General features: G+C 72.7%; 14 protein-coding genes. 6 read left to right on the top strand and 8 right to left on the bottom strand.

Going from position 1 to position 14,922, the window contains the following annotated elements; translation table 11 throughout:
* Positions 1-107: 107 nt before the first annotated feature.
* Together G6553_RS00875 and G6553_RS00870 are read left to right on the top strand one after the other, a co-directional pair.
* Positions 108-845: a maleylpyruvate isomerase family mycothiol-dependent enzyme gene (locus G6553_RS00875; protein WP_166188283.1), complete on the top strand. Its 738-nt coding sequence runs from the start codon at positions 108-110 to the stop codon at positions 843-845.
* A complete protein-coding gene (locus G6553_RS00870; RefSeq protein ID WP_347565428.1) occupies positions 842-1,531 on the top strand; it encodes an MBL fold metallo-hydrolase in 690 nt (229 codons plus the stop codon). The genes G6553_RS00875 and G6553_RS00870 overlap by 4 nt, the downstream gene beginning before the upstream one ends.
* Before the next feature lies 1 nt (position 1,532).
* Here G6553_RS00870 and G6553_RS00865 read toward each other — a convergent pair whose 3' ends face one another.
* The 6 genes from G6553_RS00865 to G6553_RS00840 all read right to left on the bottom strand — a co-directional run bounded on the left by G6553_RS00865 (position 1,533) and on the right by G6553_RS00840 (position 7,584).
* Positions 1,533-2,057 carry a hypothetical protein gene (locus G6553_RS00865; protein ID WP_166188281.1) on the bottom strand — a complete coding sequence of 175 codons (525 nt, stop codon included), beginning with the start codon at positions 2,055-2,057 and terminating at the stop codon, positions 1,533-1,535.
* A 176-nt stretch (positions 2,058-2,233) separates the two neighbouring features.
* The gene (locus G6553_RS00860; RefSeq protein WP_166188280.1) at positions 2,234-2,743 is read right to left on the bottom strand and encodes a hypothetical protein; all 510 of its coding nucleotides are present in this window, start codon (positions 2,741-2,743) and stop codon (positions 2,234-2,236) included.
* A gap of 77 nt (positions 2,744-2,820) precedes the next feature.
* The gene (locus G6553_RS00855; RefSeq protein WP_166188279.1) at positions 2,821-4,752 is read right to left on the bottom strand and encodes a hypothetical protein; all 1,932 of its coding nucleotides are present in this window, start codon (positions 4,750-4,752) and stop codon (positions 2,821-2,823) included.
* 143 nt (positions 4,753-4,895) lie between these two features.
* Positions 4,896-5,999 (bottom strand): ferredoxin--NADP reductase, encoded by a 1,104-nt coding sequence (locus G6553_RS00850; RefSeq protein ID WP_166188278.1) that lies wholly within the window; start codon positions 5,997-5,999, stop codon positions 4,896-4,898.
* A gap of 93 nt (positions 6,000-6,092) precedes the next feature.
* Positions 6,093-6,386 carry a hypothetical protein gene (locus tag G6553_RS00845; RefSeq protein WP_166188277.1) on the bottom strand — a complete coding sequence of 98 codons (294 nt, stop codon included), beginning with the start codon at positions 6,384-6,386 and terminating at the stop codon, positions 6,093-6,095.
* 1 nt (position 6,387) lies between these two features.
* Positions 6,388-7,584, bottom strand: coding sequence for a Rieske 2Fe-2S domain-containing protein (locus G6553_RS00840; protein ID WP_166188276.1), 1,197 nt, complete (start codon positions 7,582-7,584; stop codon positions 6,388-6,390).
* 117 nt (positions 7,585-7,701) lie between these two features.
* Between G6553_RS00840 and G6553_RS00835 the strand changes: the two genes are divergently transcribed.
* From G6553_RS00835 to G6553_RS00825, 3 genes are all read left to right on the top strand, one after another.
* Positions 7,702-8,889, top strand: a complete 1,188-nt coding sequence (locus tag G6553_RS00835) for an acyl-CoA dehydrogenase family protein (RefSeq protein WP_166188275.1) — start codon at positions 7,702-7,704, stop codon at positions 8,887-8,889.
* A 9-nt stretch (positions 8,890-8,898) separates the two neighbouring features.
* The gene (locus G6553_RS00830; RefSeq protein ID WP_166188274.1) at positions 8,899-10,023 is read left to right on the top strand and encodes an acyl-CoA dehydrogenase family protein; all 1,125 of its coding nucleotides are present in this window, start codon (positions 8,899-8,901) and stop codon (positions 10,021-10,023) included.
* Positions 10,024-10,124: 101 nt separating this feature from the next.
* The gene (locus tag G6553_RS00825) at positions 10,125-11,222 is read left to right on the top strand and encodes a glycoside hydrolase family 6 protein (protein ID WP_166188273.1); all 1,098 of its coding nucleotides are present in this window, start codon (positions 10,125-10,127) and stop codon (positions 11,220-11,222) included.
* Positions 11,223-11,234: 12 nt separating this feature from the next.
* Here the strand turns inward: G6553_RS00825 and G6553_RS00820 are convergent, their stop codons facing one another.
* A complete protein-coding gene (locus G6553_RS00820; protein WP_166188272.1) occupies positions 11,235-12,341 on the bottom strand; it encodes a nitronate monooxygenase family protein in 1,107 nt (368 codons plus the stop codon).
* 7 nt (positions 12,342-12,348) lie between these two features.
* On the bottom strand, positions 12,349-14,013 hold the full coding sequence (locus tag G6553_RS00815; protein WP_166188271.1) for an acyl-CoA synthetase: 1,665 nt from the start codon (positions 14,011-14,013) through the stop codon (positions 12,349-12,351).
* Between the two features lie 46 nt (positions 14,014-14,059).
* On the opposite strand from G6553_RS00815, the gene G6553_RS00810 reads away from it, so the two are divergent.
* On the top strand, positions 14,060-14,908 hold the full coding sequence (locus G6553_RS00810) for a crotonase/enoyl-CoA hydratase family protein (RefSeq protein ID WP_166188270.1): 849 nt from the start codon (positions 14,060-14,062) through the stop codon (positions 14,906-14,908).
* The last annotated feature ends 14 nt before the right edge of the window (positions 14,909-14,922 follow it).

Here is a 14,922-nt window from a genome sequence, read left to right as displayed (position 1 = left end):
GGGCCCTCCCCCGCCGGGCCGCGGCGGACGGAGGGCGAGCCACCGGCGACGCTGCCACACGCCGCCGACAGTGGCGACCGGGCCGGTGACCGGCTTGGATGACAACCATGCCGGACCCCGAGCCCTTCCCCGCCACGACGAGTGACGCGTCACCCCTCGCGGAGGCGACCACGCGGCTGGTGCGCAGCGTCGACGAGATGGACGACGAGGCCTGGCGGGCACCCAGCCTGCTCCCCGCTTGGAGCCGCGCGCACGTCGTCGCCCACCTGACGCTCAACGCCGAGGCGCTCGCAGGTGTGCTCGACGCCGCCGGACGCGACGAGCCGGTCGCGATGTACGCCTCCCAGGAGCAGCGCGACGCCGACATCGAGGCAAGGGCCGCGCTCGACGTCCGCGAGCTGCGGGACCGCTTCCTCGCCTCCACCACGAGGTACGCCGACGCGGTGGCCGCGCTGCCCGAGGACGGGTGGCGGGGCACGTTCGACCGCACCCCGGGGGTCCGCCCGCGGCCGGTGACCGACGTGCCGGCCATGCGTCTGTCCGAGGTGGAGGTGCACCACGTCGACCTCGGCCTCGGCGCGACGCCGGCCTCCTGGTCCGAGCCGTTCGCGCTGGCCCTCGTCGAGGCGATGGTCGCGCGCCGACCGACCTCGGTGCCGCTGCGGCTGGAGGCCACCGACACCGGTCATGCCTGGGAGCTCGGCCCGGCTGCGACAGCCGCCGCCACCACCGTCCGGGGCACCGCGGCCGACCTGGGATGGTGGCTGAGCGGCAGGACGGCCGTGCCCGGGACGGCCGGGCCCACCACCGACGACGGCGAGCTGCCGAGGATCGAGGGACTGTGAACGACCACGCCGGGACCGAGTACACCGGAGCCGTGCGGCCGGGCGGCCCCGCCGACGTGCGCGAGCTCGGGCACCTGCGGATCGCGAAGGTCGCCGTCGACGAGCAGATGTCGAACAACTGCTACCTGCTGACCTGCCGCGCGTCCGGCGAGCAGCTGCTGGTGGACGCGGCGGCCGAGCCCGACACGCTGCTTCCGCTGGTCGGCGACGCGGGCCTGACCACGGTCGTCACGACCCACCAGCACTGGGACCACCACCGCGCGCTCGCCGACGTCGTGCGGGCGACCGGCGCGGCCGTGCTCGCGGGGGAACCCGACGCGGTCGCCATCACCGAGCAGACCGGCGTCGACGTCACGCGGCCGCTGGGCCACGGCGACACCGTCACCGTCGGCCGCTGCTCGCTCGAGGTCATCGCCCTGGCCGGGCACACCCCCGGCTCGGTCGCGCTGCTGTACGACGACCCCGAGGGCCACCCGCACCTGTGGACCGGCGACAGCCTGTTCCCCGGTGGCGTGGGCAACACGTTCGGCGACGCGGACGCGTTCCGCCAGCTGCTCGACGAGGTGTCCACCAAGGTCTTCGACCGGCTCCCGGACGACACCTGGTTCTACCCCGGCCACGGCGACGACTCCACGATCGGCGCCGAGCGCCCGCACCTGCCGGAGTGGCGCGAGCGGGGCTGGTAGCTCAGGCGGCGTACGGCCAGGTGCCGGGGTCCTCGATCCGGAGCCCGCTGCCCGGCTCGCGGGGCACGGCCGCCAGCTGCGGGGCGGGTGCCGTGGGCTCGGCGTGCGTGGTGACGTCGGGTCGCCGACGCGGCAGGCCGTTGAGCACGGCGAAGACCTCGAGCTCCGCGAGGTCCGGCAGCGACCCGTCGGCGAGGTGGCGCAGGAGGTCGGCGTGGCTCAGGTCGGCGCCGAGCGCGACCGCGAGCGCGTGCACGTCGAAGCGCTGGATCCACATCCACAGCGTGAACGCCCCGACCCCGAGGTCGTCGGCCTTGCCCAGCACGAAGCGGACCTCCTCGGCCGGCAGCTCGTGCACCCGCAGCAGGCGAGCGACGTCGGCCGTCGTGACCTCGCGCGGATGACGCTCGACGTGCCGCAGGCGGCGGGCGTCGGCCCGCCGGCCGCCTCCGGCCGTCGGCAGCGAGCCGGTGGCGACCGGCCAGGCCAGGACGAGCACGGCCAGGGAGACGAGGATGGGGATCACGGCGCCCTCCTTCCCGGAAGGGCGGCCCTCGGCCGACGGTCACGGTCGAGTGGGGGAGGTCGCCCGTCCTCACGGAGCACTGGTGCGGGAATGGTGCCCCGCCCCCGGCGCGGGTACGCCGGTGGAACGGCCGCCGTCGCCTGGTCACTTCGGGCCAGGTGACCCCTGGGGTGCCCTCAGGCGGCGTACGGCCAGCTGCCGGGGTCCTCGATCGTGAGTCCGCTGCCCGGCTCGCGCCGCACCTCGGCGAGCGCCGGCTCGACGGCCGTGACGGACGTGCGGCGCGGCAACCCGTTGAGCACCGCGAAGACCTCGAGCTCGGCGAGGTCGGGCAGCGAGCCGTCCGCCAGGTGACCCAGCAGCGCGTCGTGGGTCAGGTCGGCGCCGAGCACGACGGCCAGCGCGTGCACGTCGAACCGCTTGGTCCACAGCCACAGCGTGAACGGCGCGACGCGCAGCTGGTCGGCCTTGGCCAGCACGAAGCGGACCTCGTCGTCCGGCAGCTCGTGGGCCCGCAGCAGTCGCGCGACGTCGGCCGTGGTCGCCTCGCTAGGGCGCCGGTCGACGTACCGCAGCCGCCGGGCGTCGGCCCGCCGACCGCTCCCGGACGCGGTGGGCAGCGAGCCGGTGGCGAGCGGCCAGGCGGCGAGCAGGAGGCCGGCCAGGAGCAGGGACGTGAGGACCATGCCACCCCAACGAGGCCCCGGCCCGGCTGGTCACGCGCCGACCCGGCGGCGCGACGGCACGGTCTGGACCGGGACCGTCAGCCGTTGTTCCAGGCGCGACTGAAGCCGTCGAGGTACTGCCGCACGGTCTCGCGCTCGCTGACCACCAGGCTCAGGCCGTCGCCCGACAGCGCACCGTCGGACCACGCCGGCCCGCCGACCCAGGCCTTCTGCACGCCGGCCCGCTTGCCGTAGCGGCCGTCGAGCACCAGGAGGTTGCCGCCGACCTTCGCGCTCCGCACGGGTACGCCGCCGCGCTGGAGGGTGTGGCGGACGCCCCTGAGCACGTTCGGGCCGAGGACGGCTGCGACGTCGCAGCCGCGGTTGCGCAGGGTGACGAGCCGCTCGGCGATCCGCTTGCCGCGCGCGCCGGCCCAGGACCGCACCGCGACCCGGACGTTGGTGCGGCCGTCTTCGGTCCGGAGTCCCTGCGCGTTCTTGCAGCCGACCGCGGCGAGCCCGCGGAGGACCGGGTCGCGGCGGGGCACGTCCGGCACGGGGTAGAGCTGCGCGACGTACCGTCCCCAGCTGAGGACGCGGGTGCGCGTGGTGTCGGTGGTGTCGGCCGCGAGCCGGGTGAAGATCCGGCCGTAGCCGGCGTACAGCTCGGGGTCCGAGGAGACGTAGGTGCTCGACCAGTGGCGGCGGGCCGCCTTGGTCAGCTGCCCCGCCCCGACCATCGTCAGCTCGGTGGTGCCGCCGGCGCGGCTCACCAGCAGCACGTTGGTGTCGGTGCGGCCGGCGCCGCCGAGACAGCTGCCCTCGCAGCGCACGACCCACGACGGCGCGCCGCGGTCGCTCCCGACCGCTGCGGCGAGACGCCGCTCGACGTCGGTGCCGGCGCCGGCACCGAGCACGACCTGCACGGAGACACCCTCCGCCGCGGCCGCGACCAGGGCGTCGCCCACGGTCGGGTCGTCGAGGCGCGTGGTCGCGAGCCGGACGAGGGCGCCGGGCTCGGCGTTCATCACCGCGCGTGCCTGCCGGTCGCCGATCCGCTTGCGGTCGGCGCCGCTGCCGCCGACCGGCCGGTTGTGCAGGGCGCCGGTCGCGAACAGGTCGTTGGTCCGGTAGGTGACCACGACGGCGTCGTGGTCGGAGTTGAAGCCGCGCACGACGGTCGCGCTGGTCCGGTCGAAGCCGCTGCCCTTGCGCAGCGTCATCGCGTAGTCGAGCAGCGAGCCCGGCCCCCGGGAGCCCGTGAGCGCCATGTCGAAGCTGACGAGGTCCCCGAGGGCGTCGGTCGGCAGACCGGGCAGGCGACGGCGGCGGTCAGCGAGGTAGTTGACGTTGAGGTCACCGGCGGCGAAGACGTGCTCGGTCGCCCCCGCGAGGCGCTTGATCTCCTGCCGCAGCATCCGCAGGTGCTTGCGCAGCCGCGGGATGCGGTTCATGTTCGTGAGCTGCGCGTCGCGCGAGGCCTGGGCGATCGTGTGGGTGTTGATGAAGCCGAACACCTTGCCGGTGGCGAGCTCGCGCAGCCGCACGGTGTTGATGTAGCGGGCGGGAGTCACGCCGTTCTGCGGGCCGTGGGTCTGCACCGACCGCCCCTGGATGAGCCGGAAGCGCTGGCGGTCCCACACGATCGGGATCGCGACGCCCGCACCGAGCGGCATGTACCAGCCCCAGTCCTTCTCCTGCAGGAGCTTGATGAGGTTCTGCCGGTCCTCGAGCTGGGAGAACTCCTGCAGGCCACCGGCGTCACCGAGCGTCAGCGCCCGGCGCACGTCGGCCATCGCCTTCTTCGGCCCCAGGCAGTGGCAGACGTTCAGGGTGAAGGTGCGGTACGTCGCGCTCGGGAGCGCGGCCGCGACGGGCGCGATCGGCGTGACACCTGCGGGGCGGGGCACCGCCGGCGCGCCGCCCGGGGCGGCCAGCAGCGTGACCGCGAGCCCGAGGACGAGGACGGCCGCGAGGGTGCTCGCGAGGGTGCGGCGCACGACGTGCACGACCGCGCTCGGGGCTGCCACGCGACTCCTCCAGACGATGGTTCGGGCACGCCACGACGCGGGCGCGGGTGAATCACATCAGCCACATCAGCCCCACGCAACGCTTCCGCGGCAACTACAGATCTGTAATTCTCGCGCGCGTCCGGCCCGTCGCCGCGGGCGGGTCAGCTGTACGTCGCGCGCACCGTGTCGGTCGTCGGGACGGACTGGCAGGCGAGCCGGATCCCGTCGGCGAGGTCCTCGTCGTCGAGCACGTCGTTGTGCTTCATCTCGACCTCGCCCGCGAGCAGCCGGACCGCGCAGGCGGAGCACTCCCCCTCACGGCAGGAGTACGGCGCCTTCACGCCCTTGGCCTCGAGGTGGTCGAGCATGGTCGTGCCGGGCGCCCAGTCGTCGAACTCGTGCGTCTCGCCGTCGAGCTCGACCTCCAGGCGGACCGGGCCGGCCGGCCCGCCGCCGTGGCTCGCCGGCTCCTGGGCAGCGTCGTCCTCGTCGTGCTCGGCCGCGTCGATCTCCGCCTCGGCCACCTCGACGTCGTGGAGGTCGCCGAACGGGTTGCCGCCCAGCGAGACGAACTTCTCCTGGTGCCGACGCTCGCGGGGGAACTCGAGCTCCTTGAGCGCCGCGACCGTCATCTTCATGAACGGCGCCGGACCGCAGACGAACGCGTCGTACGACGGGTAGCCGGCGGCGAACGCCTTGACCTGCTCCTGGCTGGGCAGGCCCTGGACGGACTCCAGCCAGTGCACGACCACGAGCCGGTCGGGGTGCTCCGCGGCCAGCCGGGCGAGCTCGCCGGCGAAGATGACCGAGCGCTCGTCGCGGTTGGCGTAGAACAGCACGATCCGCCCGGTTCCGTGCTCCAGCGCGGTGCGGGTGATGGACATGACCGGCGTGATGCCGCTGCCGCCGGCGAAGAGCAGGAGGTCGGCACTGAGCGAGGCCGGCGTGAAGATTCCGCTCGGGGGCAGCACGCGCAGGGTGTCGCCGGGGGCGAGGTTGTCGCAGAGCCAGTTGGAGGCGTAGCCGCCGTCGGTGCGCTTGACCGTGATCGTCAGCGGGCCGCTGCCGACCGGGCTGCTGCACAGCGAGTAGCACCGCGCGGCGACGCCGGTCTGGTCGCTCGGCACGGCGACGGTCAGGAACTGCCCGGGCTTGTAGGCGAAGTGCTCCTCAGCGCCCGCGGGCACCTCGAAGCTGATGGAGCGGGCGTCGGGCGTCTCCTCGACGACGTCGAGGATCTTCAGCTCGAAGGAGTCGGTGTCCACGGGGTCTTCCTGGTCGGGGGCGGCCGGGGACGGCCGTCGTGCGGGGCGGCGAGGGTGCGGGTCGAGCAGGTGGTGCGGGTGGTGGAGCGGTGCTCAGTATCCGTCCTCGGCGCCGATGGGGACGGCGCCCTCCCGCACGGCGGTCTCGATGCTCGCCAGCATCCGCGCGCAGCCGACGTGGCTCTCGCGGCCGCCGGCGCGCCGGTTCAGCTCGGGGCAGTGCGCCCGCGCCTCGGTGCTCCACTGGATGGAGGTGTGGTGCTCGCTGTTCTTCTTCACCCCGACCTTCGCCAGGCAGTCCAGGCACGCGACCTCGGTCAGCCGGGCAGAGGTGTAGAGGCGCTGGTCCTCGAGCGTCTCGGGGCTCAGCGGGACGAACGACGGCATCTCAGGTGCCCGTCATGACCTGGGGCTTGCCCTCGGCCTCGGGGTCGGCGACGCCGGCGGCGGCCGCGTCGTCCTCGGCGGCCTTGCGGGCGAGGTTCTCGGCCACCTCGGCCTGCCAGAACTCGTTGGCCTTGGTCGTGTCCACCTCGAACTCGAAGCGGTCGACCATCTCGGGCGCGACGTCTGCGGCGTCGACGTAGAACTGCTCGTACCAGCGGCGGAGCTGGTAGACGGGGCCGTCCTCCTCGCACAGCAGCGGGTTCTGCACCGGCACCTTGTTCTTCCAGATGTGCACGTCCTGCAGGAAGCCCTCGCCGAACATCGTGGCGTACTTCTTGGCGATGTACTGCGCGGTCTTCTCGTCGAGGCCCTCGGGCTTCTTGACCGCGATGCCGTACTGCAGCGTGAACGAGTCCGGCCCGGTGGGCAGGTGGCAGTTGATGAGGACGACCTCGGTGACGAAGCCCTTGTAGTCGACCTCGAGCCAGTTGATCATGTACGACGGCCCGTAGTAGGTGGCCTCGGACTTCAGGAACATCTCGGCGTCGCCGTACCCGCCGCTCACGTCGGGGCGGCCCTTGGACGCCATGTACTGCGTGGCGCGGGTGCCCTCGAAGACGTTGCGGAAGCTCGTCGGGAACGACAGGTGCACGTAGTAGAAGTGCGCCATGTCCACGACGTTGTCGATGAGCTCGCGGCAGTTCGAGCCCTCGATCGGCACGACCTCCCAGAACCAGTCGGTCCACTCGTCGGTGCCGATGCCGGCCAGCTCGGGCGGGAGGATCTCCATGTCCGGAGCGGAGCCCTCGACGTCGTGCCAGATGAGCACCTGGCCGTTGCGGATGACCACGGGGTACCTCTGCGTGCGGGCACGCAGCGGGACGCGGCGGGCGTAGGGGATCTGCTTGCACTTGCCGTCGCCGCCCCAGCGCCAGTCGTGGAACGGGCAGGCGACCTCGTCGCCCTTGACCGAGCCCTGGGTCAGGTCGCCGCCCATGTGGCGGCAGTAGCCGTCGAGGACGTTGATGCTGCCCTTGCTGTCCTGCCAGACGACCAGCTTGGTCCCGAAGGCCTCGATGCCGTGCGGCTTGCCGTCGGCGAAGGACGTCTCGGTGCCGAGGCAGTGCCAGCCGCGCGCGAAGCGCTCCGGCGGCGTGCCCTGGTCCAGGAAACGGGTGCTGGATCCGGTGTCGCTCATCGCGTGCCTCCCGATCGTCGATGGCCGTACCGCGTGCCGGTGGACCAAAACGAGAACAGGTTATAGTTTTCTGACCGGTTCTTCCACCATCGGTACCACTCGGCAGGAGTCCGCAGCATGCACCTGGCCCTATCGGACGCGGAGCTCGCACTACGCGAGGAGCTCCACGACTACTTCTCCGAGCTGGTCACGCCGGAGGTCCGGGCCGGCCTGGCCGCCTCGACCGGCGAGTTCGGCGAGGCGGGCGTCTACAAGGACGTCATCCGGCGGCTCGGCCGCGACGGCTGGCTCGGCATCGGCTGGCCGGAGGAGTACGGCGGCCAGGCGCGCTCGATGGTCGAGCAGCTGATCTTCACCGACGTCGCCGCCGACCACGGCGTGCCCATCCCGTACCTCACGCTCAACACCGTCGGGCCGACGATCATGCGCTACGGCACCGACGAGCAGAAGGAGTACTTCCTCCCCCGCATCCTCGCTGGCGACCTGCACTTCTCCATCGGCTACTCCGAGCCCGGCTCCGGCACCGACCTCGCCTCGCTGCACACCCGCGCGGTCCGCGAGGGCGACGAGTGGGTCATCAACGGGCAGAAGATGTGGACCTCGCTCATCCAGTACGCCGACTGGGTGTGGCTGGCCTGCCGCACCGACCCCGACCTGCCCCGGCACAAGGGCCTCTCGATGATCCTGGTGCCGGCCGACGCGCCGGGCTTCTCGTACACACCGGTGCACACCGTCGCCGGCGTCGGCACGAGCGCGACCTACTACGAGGACGTCCGCGTCCCTGCGTCCAACCTCGTCGGCGAGCTCAACGGCGGCTGGGCGCTGATGACCAACCAGCTCAACCACGAGCGGGTCGCGCTGACCTCCTCGGCGCCCCTGACCCAGTCGCTGCGGATGGTGCGCGCCTGGGCCCAGGAGACCAAGACCGCCACCGGCAGCCGGGTCATCGACACCGAGTGGGTCCAGATCGCGCTGGGCCGGGCGCACGCCCGGGTGGAGATGCTGACCCAGCTGAACTGGAAGCTCGCCTCCGACGCCGATCACGGCGTCGACCTCTCCCCCGCCGAGGCGTCGGCGACCAAGATCTACGGCTCCGAGCTGGCCACCGAGGTCTACCGCTCGCTGATGGAGGTCGTCGGCCCGAACGCCGCGCTGCCGGCGTCGACCGAGGGTGCGGTCCTGTCCGGGCGGCTCGAGCGGATGTACCGCTCCTCGCTGGTCATGACCTTCGGCGGCGGCACCAACGAGATCCAGCGAGACATCATCGGCTACGTGGGCCTCGGGCTGCCCGCGGCGAAGAGGTAGGGCACCGGCATGGACTTCTCCTTCACCCCCGAGCAGGACGAGGCCGCCGAGCTGGCCGCCCGGATCCTCGCCGACCGGGCGACGCCGGAGCGGATGCGCGTCGTCGAGCAGGCCGGCGACCGCTTCGACCGGGACCTCTGGACCGATCTCGGCGAGGCCGGGCTGCTGGGCCTGGCGCTCCCGGAGGAGCACGGCGGCGCCGGCCTCGGCCTCCTCGAGCTGTGCCGGGTGCTCGTCGAGGTCGGCCGCAAGGTCGCCCCTGTCCCGCTCGCCTTCCACGGCCCGGCCACCCGGCTGCTGGCCGAGGTCGGCTCGGCCGAGCAGCAGGCCGCCTGGCTGCCCGACGCCGCCTCCGGCGCGTCCGTGGTGACCGCCGCGGTCGCCGAGGACCTCGCCTTCGCACCCGAGCGGCCGACCACGACCGCCACCCGGGCAAGCGGGACCGAGGGCGGGAACTGGGTGCTCACCGGCGCCAAGGCGGTCGTCCCGGCCGGGGCGTACGCCGACCTCCTGCTCGTCCCGGCCGAGACCACCGACGGCGTCGCCGTCTTCCTCGTCCGTCCCGACGATCCCGGCGTCACGGTGACCCCGCTCGCCTTCACCGACGGCGACCAGGTCGCCCGGGTCGAGCTCGACGGCGCGACGGTCGGCGCGGACCGGCTGCTCGGGCCCGCCGACGGCTCGGTCGACCGCAGGCTGCGCCAGCTGCTCGTGCTGGCCGCGGCCGCAGAGCAGCTCGGGGTCACCGAGGGCGCGCTGGCGCTCACGGCGACCTACGCGAAGACGCGGGAGCAGTTCGGCCGCCCCATCGGGACGTTCCAGGCGGTCTCGCAGCGCCTCGCCGACGGCTACATCGACGTGCTCGGGCAGCGGCTGACCCTGTGGCAGGCGGCCTGGCGGCTCGCCGAGGGGCTGCCGGCCGAGACCGAGGTCGCGATCGCGAAGCTGTGGGCGGCCGACGCCGGGCACCGCCTCGCGCACACCACCGTCCACGTCCACGGCGGCGTCGGCATCGACCTCGACGGCGAGGCGCACCGGTACTTCACCACCGCCAAGCGCTTCGAGATGCTCCACGGCGGCGCCACCGAGCAGGCCCTGCTCATCGGACGCCGCCTCGCCGCCGAGCCGGCCTGACCCGGTCGCGCCACCCGGTCGCACCACCCCGTGTCGTCCGATCGGTCACACCTGGCCGGATCGACGGCGCGCCTGCTTGACGGCTCCTAGTCTCGGGGACCGTGTCCCCCCGGCTGTCGCTGCTGCCTGCCCTCGTGGCGGCGCTCCTGCTCGCCTTGCTGCCGGTCGCCCCCGCCGGCTCGACCGCGGCGCCCGCGATGACGGCCGCCGCCGGCTCCGACGACAACCCGCTCGCGGGCGGGACGTGGGGCGTCTACCGCGGCGGGGCCGAGATGGCCTGGGCACCCTACGAGCGCGCGTCCGGCCGCAAGCGCGAGCTGCTCGCGATGATCGCGGACGCGCCGAAGGCGAAGTGGTTCGGCGACTGGATCCCCGACGGCGCGATCGGCGCGAAGGTGAAGGAGTACGTCGCGAACGCGCAGGCCGGCGACCCCGACGCGCTCGTGCAGCTGACCGTCTTCCGGATGGTGCCGTGGGAGCACGAGGCCTGCACGCGCCTGCCCACGAAGGCCGAGAAGACGTCGTACAAGCGCTGGATCCGCCGCTTCGCCGCCGCGCTGGGCGACACCCGCGCCGCGGTCGTGCTCCAGCCCGACGGTCCGTTCGCGCTGTGCGCGCCGCGCGGGTCCACAGAGCTCTCCCGGCTGGTCGGGTACGCCGCTCGGACGCTCGCCGCGCTCCCCCGCACCGCCGTCTACATCGAGGTCGGCTCGGCCGGCTGGAACCACCTCGACCCCCAGCTGGCCGTCAAGCAGCTCGTCCGCGCCGGCATCCGCAAGGTCCGGGGGTTCCACCTCAACACGACGCACTACGAGACGACCGAGCGGCAGGTTCGCTTCGGTGCCGAGGTCGTGGCGGCGCTCGCCGCGCGCGGGATCGCCGGCAAGCACTTCACCGTCGACACCGCGCAGAACGGCCGCGGGTTCACCTGGGAGCACAACCGCAAGCACCACGGCGGCCGCTTCGACAACGCGCCGACCTGCCGGACGCGCCAGCAGACGCACTGCGTCACCCTCGGCATCCCGCCGACCTGGCGGGTCGCCGACGAGCGGTGGGGCCTGCCCGACGACGTACGCCGCCTGGCGGCCCAGCACGTCGACGGCTACCTCTGGGCGGGCCGCCCGTGGCTGCGCCGCCAGGCCAAGCCGTTCGACCTGCAGCGGGCCCTCGCGGTCACCCGCACCACGCCGTACCGCTGAGCGGTCGGGCCCCTAGACGGTCATCCCGTCGAGCCGCTTGACGGTCTCGTCGAACTCCGCGACCAGGTCGGCCATGACGTCGGCGACCGGACGCACCTCGTTCATCCGACCCACGACCTGGCCGACCGGCATGGAGATGACGTCGGGGTCGTTGGACGCGACGATCCGGTTGTGCGCCTCGGCGACCAGGAGGTTCTGCAGCGGCATCGGCAGCGGCTGCGGGGCACCCTCCTCGGCCCAGGCCTCCGTCCACCTCGTCTTGAGCAGGCGCGCGGGCTTGCCGGTGTAGACCCGGGTGCGGACGGTGTCGCTGGACGAGGCGCGGGTGAAGGCGGTCTCCCAGGCGGAGTGGTTGGCCGAGAGGTTGCGGTACTCCTCGGTGCCGAGCCAGATCGAGCCGGTCCACACGCCCTGCGAGCCGAGCGCCAGCGACGCCGCGATCTGGCGGCCCGAGCCGATGCCGCCGGCGCCGAGCACCGGCACGTCGGGCCCTACCGCGTCGACGATGTCGGGCTGCAGCACCATCGAGGCGACCTCGCCGGTGTGGCCGCCGGCCTCGTAGCCCTGGGCGACGATGATGTCGACCCCGTTGGCGACGTGGGACAGCGCGTGCTTGGCCGCGCCCGCGAGCGCGGCGACCTTCACGCCGTGCTCGTGGCACTTGTCGATGACGTCCTTCGGCGGGGAGCCCAGGGCGTTGGCGATGAGCACCGGGCGGTGCTGCAGCGCCACGTCGAGGTGGCTGCGGGCCACCGAGTGCAGCCAGCCGAGCACGCCCTCGCGACCCTCGCCCTCGGGCAGCGGCGGGATGCCGAGCTTGAGCAGCGTCTGGTCGACGAACTGCTTGTGCCCCTCGGGGATCATCGAGGACACGTCGAGCCCTTTGACCTCCTCCGGCACCTTCATCGGCATGACGATGTCGACGCCGTACGGCTTGCCGTCGGTGTTCTCGTCGAGCCAGCTGAGCGTCTGCTCCAGCTCCTCGGTGTCGTTGAAGCGGACGCAGCCGAGCACGCCCAGGCCGCCGGCGCGCGACACGGCGGCCGCGACGTGCTCGGAGGGGGTGAAGGCGAAGATCGGGTAGTCGATGCCGAAGGCGTCGCAGAGGGGGGTACGCATCAGGTGCTCAGGCTCCCGTGGGTGCGGTGGCGGACTGGCTGGACGGGGCGGCGGCTGCCGGGCCGGAGGCGGACAGGGCCAGCTCCTTGGCCCGGGGGTACTGCGCCTTGCCGGTCGCGTTGCGCGGCACGCGGTCGACGACCGTGAGGGCGCGGGGCAGCTTGTAGCCCGACAGGTGTGCGCGCAGGTAGGTGCGGAGCTCCTCGAGCTCGAGCGAGTGGCCCTCGCGCAGCTCGACGACGGCGGCCACGGCCTGGCCGTACCGCTCGTCGGGCACACCGACCACGAGCACGTCGTACACCGCGGGGTGGCCCTTGATCGCCATCTCGACCTCTTCGGGGTAGACCTTCTCCCCGCCGGTGTTGACGCAGTTCGAGCCGCGGCCCAGCAGCGTGACCTTGCCACCCTCCTCGATGCGGGCGTTGTCGCCGGGGACGGAGTAGCGCTCGCCGTCGATGGTCAGGAAGGTCGCTGCGGACTTGACCTCGTCCTTGTAGTAGCCGACGGGGACGTGCCCGCCTCGGCCGAGGCGGCCGATCTTGCCGACGTCCTTGCTGACGTCGAGGACGCGGTTGTCCTCGTCGATGACGACGCTGGCCGGGCCGAGCGCGACGACGGGGCCGTCGGGGCTGATCTTGTCCCGCTCCTGCATGCCCATGCCCTGGAAGCCGGTCTCCGAGGCGCCGATGGAGTCGGTGAACACCGCGTTCGGGAAGGCGTCCATCCACCGCTTCTTCACCGGCGGGCTGAAGATGGCCGCGCTACTGGAGATCGCGAACAGGCTGGAGCCGTCGAAGCCGCCGGCCTCGTAGGCCTCGATGAGCGGGCGCGCCATCGCGTCGCCGGTCATGAAGATCAGCTGGACCTTCTCGCGGTCGATGATCTCCCAGGTGCGGACGGGGTCGAACTTCGGCTCGAGGATCGTGAGGTGGCCCGCGAACAGGTGCATGAGCAGGCCGGCCTGCGCGCCGCCGTGCATGAGCGGGCTCAGCGGGAACGTGACCATCCGCGGGTCGGTCGCCTGCTTGGACTGGTCGTGCTCGTCCAGCGGCGTGCCGGTGTAGAAGTCGATGCCGCCGCCGAGCACCCGCCAGAAGTCCTCGTGGCGCCACATGACGCCCTTCGGGAAGCCGGTCGTGCCGCCGGTGTAGATGATGTGCAGGTCGTCGCCGCTGCGCTCGCCGAAGTCGCGCTCGGCCGACTGGCCCGCCAGCGCGTCCTCCCACAGGACGCCGCCGTACGACGACACGTCGCTCGCGTCGTCCGGCTCCAGGACGTCGGGCACGACGACCGCCACCCGCAGCTTGTCGTGCTTCGGGAAGCAGGCCGCGACCAGGTCGGCGTACGTCCGCTCGTGGATGAGCGCCACGACGTCGGCGTTGTCGAAGAGGTAGTTCAGCTCGCCCTCGACGTAGCGGTAGTTGACGTTGATGTTGACCGCGCGGATCTTCGTCACCGCCAGCACCGCGACGACGTGCTCGATGCTGTTCTTGGCGTAGATGCCGACGTGGTCGCCGGGCCCCACGCCCTGCGACTGCAGGTAGTGCGCGAGCTTGTTGGACTCGGCCTCGAGGTCGGCGAAGGTGGCGACCCGGTCCCCGACCTTGACGGCCGGGTTGTCGGGCGCGGCGTCGACCGCGTGCTCGAACAGGTCAGCGATGTTGTGAGCCACGGCGGCGAGACTAGAACACGTTCTCGTTCTTGGCTAGCATCCCGCCATGACCAGCACGGACGCCTCCCAGACCACTCCCGCGAGCGCCCCCGGTGGCGCCGAGACGCCGGAGGAGCCGCACTGCCTCGTCGAGCAGGACGGCCACAAGCTGGTCGTGACGATGAACCGTCCCGCCTCCCGCAACGCGCTCTCCGGCGAGATGCTCGCGATCATGGAGGAGGCGTGGGACCGGGTGAACTCCGACCCGGAGATCCGCGTCTGCATCCTGACCGGGGCCGGCGGCTACTTCTGCGCCGGCGCGGACCTGAAGTCGATGTCGAAGCGCCCGCCGTCGGAGAGCTTCGAGTCCGGTGAGTACGACCCGACGGTGATCAAGGGGCTGCTCAAGGGCTTCCGTCTCACCAAGCCGCTCATCGCCGCCGTCGAGGGACCGGCGATCGCCGGCGGGACCGAGATCCTCCAGGGCACCGACATCCGGGTGGCCGGCGAGTCGGCGAAGTTCGGCATCTCCGAGGCGCGCTGGAGCCTCTACCCGATGGGCGGCTCGGCCGTCCGTCTCGTCCGCCAGATCCCCTACACCGTCGCCGCCGACCTGCTGCTGACCGGTCGCCACATCAAGGCGCCCGAGGCCAAGGAGATCGGCCTCGTCGGGCACGTCGTCCCCGACGGCCAGGCGCTCGCCAAGGCCCACGAGATCGCGGACATGATCGCCGCGAACGGCCCGCTCGCCGTCCAGGCCATCCTCCGCACCATGCGCGAGTCCGAGGGCAAGCACGAGGACGAGGCGTGGAAGGACGACGCCCGCGTCGGCGCCGCCGTCTTCGCCTCGAACGACGCCAAGGAGGGCCCCCGCGCCTTCGCCGAGAAGCGCGCGCCGCAGTTCACCGCCTCCTGACGTCGCGGCGCTCC

The sequence above is a fragment of the Nocardioides sp. IC4_145 genome, from assembly GCF_011250565.1.
Classification (GTDB): domain Bacteria; phylum Actinomycetota; class Actinomycetes; order Propionibacteriales; family Nocardioidaceae; genus Nocardioides.
Note: the sequence above shows the minus strand (reverse complement) of the source record. Positions and strands in the feature narration are given on the sequence as shown.